Below are 4,750 nucleotides of genomic sequence, written 5' to 3' on the forward strand. Positions count from 1 at the left end.
ATTTTGCTATTATTTCGCCTAACGAAAGAGGCTTCTCGACGTTGCGTCCGCAAGCGCCTGTGCGCGACGCGGTTGGCACGAGGTTCGAGCGACCTTAGTCGCGTCTCGCGAACCGAAGTGACAAAGCAATGTGGCGAAGCCCGAAGTGAGTCCGAGCGGGAACCGTGAGTGACGAACGAAGCGAGAAGTCGAAGTTATGCGAAGGCTTTTATTAAATACTATAATTCGACACCAGCAGTATTTAGAATGCGAACAACGTTTTTAGATCCTAGTATAATTTTATTTGCAATGTTTTTACTTTTAATCGGTGTCGTCTCGCTCCCTAATGCCTTCGCTACAACTTTTTTTAAATCATCTTCAGAGACTGCTGATAGAGCTTTAATACCTTTTATTCCTTTCTTCGCCAATAAATCTGATAGCTTTTTTCGATTCTTGTGTATTAGGTCAGATTGTTCATCATTCAAGTCTTCTATAAATGCATCCCATTCCACAGCTGTAAAAACGTCCTTCACTGTGATTATCCCTTTTAAATTTTCAGTAATACTTGAAAGCGTTCTCTTTCCTTGATTTTGGATAATAAATTGAAGAAAAGGGTCATTAAATTTTCGATTTTCATGATCGTAATCTATCGAATTTTTTCTAAGTATGAAAGCAATATACTTATAGGAAAAATTATCTACTTCATTTCTTAGTTCTTTTGGTAAATTTTTAATAAACTTTTCTCTTTCTTTTTTTACTTTAGGAATTACTTTTTCAGTGACCCAGCTTCGTATCTGTTTCTTCTTTATTCCAATAGCATTTTTTATGGGAATGATAAAAAAGCCATCATTCTCGAACGGCTTTACGGACCCTGGCCATTCTGAGAGGACTTTAGTAAAAGGGAGCATAGATTTCTCATCAAGCTTATTCCATATTTTCCCAAAACCTTCACTTGATTTTATAATACAAAGAAATTCTTCATCTATATTCAGTTTATCGATTATATTGCTTTTATAGATAACTGAATAATTAATAAATCTCGCAATTAACCTTTGAAGCTCTTCAACATTAGTGGTTTTCGTTCTTAAAATGCCTTCAAGAGTCTTCTTTTCCTTTTTAAGAATTTGAAATATTTGTCCGTACCTAAATTCATCAATAAATGTGCCCGCGAATACATTCCCAACAAAAAAGACCGCAAAAACCAATATCTGAACAGTTTTGGGAAGTTTCGCATAATCATTAGGATAAATTGTAACGTAAAAGAAAAAGATCGATATAACAAAATATATCATTATCTTAAGAGAATGTTTTTTTATCTTATTTATCATAAAATTCTAAAAGCTTGCGCCTAACGAAAGAGACTTCTCGACGTTGCGGCCGCAAGCGCTTGTGCGCGACGCGGTTGGCACGAGGTTCGAGCGACCTTAGTCGCGTCTCGCGAACCGAAGTGACAAAGCAATGTGCCGGAGGCCGGAGTGAGCGCGAGCGGGAACCGTGAGTGACGAACGCAGCGAGAAGTCGAAGTTAGGCGATCGGTTTGGCTATATTAGAAATAGATCCTAAGCAGAGATTGGAAATTTAATCACATTTTTAGGTTTATCTTGTAATGCATTCCATAAATCTAATTTAATCTGCATGTTAAGCCAACTTTCAGGAGAAGTATTAGTCGCTAATGCAATCCTAATTGCCGTTTCAGGAGTAATTGAACTTTTGGCATTAACTATCTCTGAAAGAGTTTTACGTGATATCCCTAAATCCTTAGCCGCTTCTGTTATAGTCAAACCTAATGGTTTGATTACATCTTCTAATAATACTTCCCCTGGGTGTGTAGGTTTTCTTTTATTCATAATTATTACTTCTAATGATAATCTTCGTAATCGACTAATATGGCGTTCTCACCTTCAAATTCGAACGTAACACGCCAATTCCCATTTACCCAAACTGACCATCGCTCTTGTTCCTTACCCTTAAGCTGATGCAATTTGAATGAAGGCAAGTCCATATCCTTTGGATTTAGTGAAGCATCCAATCTATCTAAAATTCGACCTAACTTCCCTGCGTGATCCGGTTGAATTCCTCGTTTACTTCCAGTTTCAAAATACTGTTCTAATCCTTTGTGTTTAAATGAAACTATCAATACACACATCGTAACCTATAAGGTTACAATGTCAAGCAATTTAACTATTAAAATTAGATTTGCCAAACTGTCGCCTAACGAAAGAGACTTCTCGACGTTGCGGCCGCAAGCGCTTGTGCGCGACGCGGTTGGCACGAGGTTCGAGCGACCTTAGTCGCGTCTCGCGAACCGAAGTGACAAAGCAATGTGCCGGAGGCCGGAGTGAGCGCGAGCGGGAACTGTGAGTCGCGAACGGAGCGAGAAGTTTTAGTTATGCGAAGTGTTTTATTTCTTTAAATCTTAATTTGCAAAAGATTAAGGACGCTTCGTAAAATTTTATATTTCCATAACGCCCGTTCTCATGAATTGCTTTTAATACAGCATTCCGATCCTTTATAGAATGATTTTCGCCAAATATGATATATTTTAGATCCTCCTCAATATATCTAATTTTTTGTAAATCTGGTTTTATTGTTTGGTCATCTGTAATTAGTGTTCTAAATTCTTTTTCTGATGACCATTTTTCTTTTTTATAGAGGTATGAACTAAGAAGTATATTCACATTGTTTTTGAATGGATTGTAAGCTATTAAATCCTCGTCCCCGTAGAAAACTTCATAGGCTAAAAGTGAATCCTGCGGATTTCCTTTAACTTCGATTGATCCCAATTTAATTCTGATTTTATATTTCTTGTGTTCACGAACAAAACTTACTGAACTTTTACTTTCACATTTATAGCCTAAGCAAAACCCATCTAATTTCTTCTTTTTCTTCGCATAATTTTTCCACATATGCTTAGATCGATAATTATCCGTTAAACAAAGAATCTTAAATGATTTTTTATATTCTTCATCAAGGGCAATATTAATTTTTTCAAGTTCTTTAATATATTCTCTTTGCGCTCCCTTATCATTAAAGAGTTTCAGAGCATATTGCTTTAATGAAGAATGATCTCCAGAAGGTGAATTCCTTAGCAGGAAATTCTCAATTTCTTGGTAAGTAGTATTTGCTAAGTCAATTGTAGGATTAATTGTACAATCTTCAGGATCGTTTACCTGCCAAAGACGAGAAAGATAAAAATAATTATCTTTGATCGATTCAATGTGATGATCTTCTCCTGAAACATATTTGAAAATAATAGGGTGTTCAAATTCTATCATTTCAGCTCCATAAATTTTCTCAAATAACTTACTAATTGCCTTTTCAATTTTAACAATCATTCTGCTCTCACGCTTAATTCATAAAACATTTCGCCTAACGAAAGAGACTTCTCGACGTTGCGTCCGCAAGCGCTTGTGCGCGACGCGGTTGGCACGAGGTTCGAGCGTCCTTAGACGCGGCTCGCGAACCGAAGTGACAAAGCAATGTGCCGGAGGCCAAGCGAGGGTTGCGATAGCAATCCCGAAGCGCCGCGAGAAGTCGAAGTTAGGCGAAGATGGCTTAATTGAATTCAATAGCTGGAATAATAGTTGTTTCCATAATTGGAAGACCTTTCGATACGAGATCTTGAATTACATGAAGTAAGTTTTCCTTAACTATAATGCGACCCTTTTTACGTTCTTCTAAAATATTTTTAAAAAATGAAGTGCCGTCAAACCGAATTTCAAATTGATCTGTTGTATGATCAATCGAAGATAAAAAAGCATCGTAATCATTAAATAAAAAGTCAGAATCTAAATTCTCAATAATTTCAGTATCATCTTTCGATATTACCTTGATTTCCATATTTGTATTTGCCATTGCATCGTGAAGTATTTCTAAATTCATGCTATAGCCTAAATATTTTAAATCAGAAGTATTAAATTTAAAAATTAATTTATCCCTAAAAAAGAATTCATAAGAAATTAGATTTCCATACGGGGGATATTTTATACCCACCCCATCGAGTTTCTTACTATAAAGACTAACGACTCTTATACCTTTAGGGAATATAAAAGACTTACTTTCGAATTTTTGAGCGAACAACGAATTTTCAAAATCTTGTTCTAAATTTATTTTACCTGCGTTTTTTTTTACCTGCGTTTTTTTTTAGATAATCTGATGTTACAAGGACCCAATTCTTCCTTAATTTAATTGCAAAATAAAGAGGAAATCCAAAGTCTCCTGAGAAATTAATGCGTTTATCTAAATTGCCCCCACTTATTTTGAAATTCGAATCTTCTTTAGACTTAATTTCGATAAATAATTTTTCATCAGTTTTTAGCTGAACCAACAGGTCACTCTGATAAGATTCTGTAAGAAAAGATGATGATTCGTTAATCGAGACGATATGCTTTGCACATTTTAAGTAGTCAAGAATCATTACAAACTCATCCTCATTTGATAGACCTCTTAATCGACCTTTAATATTGGTTTGATCAATATTAAGTTTTCTCAAAAGCTCATCTTGATCTTCTTGAGATAAGTAAGATCTGATTTCATTAAATGCCGTTAACTTTTCTATGTCAGACATATTTTTTTCCAATAATACTTTAAATTTAAAGGCTAATTTTAGAGCCATTTTCGCCTAACGAAAGAGGCTTCTCGACGTTTGCGTTCCTGGAGCGCTTGTGCGCGAAGGGATTGGCGCGAGGCTTGAGTGAGCCTTAGCGAACGATCACAAGCCGAGCGACAAAGCAAATGTGCGAAGCCGTAGTGAGTCCGAGCGGGAACCGCG

At 36.1% G+C, this 4,750-nt stretch carries 6 protein-coding genes; all 6 read right to left on the reverse strand.

Annotated elements, in window-relative coordinates:
* Positions 1 to 218: 218 nt before the first annotated feature.
* Entirely contained in the window at positions 219 to 1,307 is a 1,089-nt protein-coding gene (locus LEP1GSC060_RS15330; RefSeq protein WP_003007215.1) for a hypothetical protein, read from the reverse strand.
* A gap of 231 nt (positions 1,308 to 1,538) precedes the next feature.
* On the reverse strand, positions 1,539 to 1,826 hold the full coding sequence (locus LEP1GSC060_RS15335) for a HigA family addiction module antitoxin (RefSeq protein ID WP_017808225.1): 288 nt from the start codon (positions 1,824 to 1,826) through the stop codon (positions 1,539 to 1,541).
* Positions 1,827 to 1,837: 11 nt separating this feature from the next.
* On the reverse strand, positions 1,838 to 2,125 hold the full coding sequence (locus tag LEP1GSC060_RS15340) for a type II toxin-antitoxin system RelE/ParE family toxin (protein WP_230458304.1): 288 nt from the start codon (positions 2,123 to 2,125) through the stop codon (positions 1,838 to 1,840).
* A 241-nt stretch (positions 2,126 to 2,366) separates the two neighbouring features.
* Positions 2,367 to 3,314, reverse strand: coding sequence for a DUF2971 domain-containing protein (locus tag LEP1GSC060_RS15345; protein ID WP_036096736.1), 948 nt, complete (start codon positions 3,312 to 3,314; stop codon positions 2,367 to 2,369).
* Positions 3,315 to 3,534: 220 nt separating this feature from the next.
* A complete protein-coding gene (locus LEP1GSC060_RS15350) occupies positions 3,535 to 4,059 on the reverse strand; it encodes a hypothetical protein (protein ID WP_036096738.1) in 525 nt (174 codons plus the stop codon).
* A gap of 31 nt (positions 4,060 to 4,090) precedes the next feature.
* Entirely contained in the window at positions 4,091 to 4,546 is a 456-nt protein-coding gene (locus LEP1GSC060_RS15355; protein WP_196221659.1) for a hypothetical protein, read from the reverse strand.
* Positions 4,547 to 4,750 lie beyond the last annotated feature (204 nt).

Source organism: Leptospira weilii serovar Ranarum str. ICFT (assembly GCF_000332415.1).
GTDB classification, from domain to species: Bacteria; Spirochaetota; Leptospiria; order Leptospirales; family Leptospiraceae; genus Leptospira; species Leptospira weilii_A.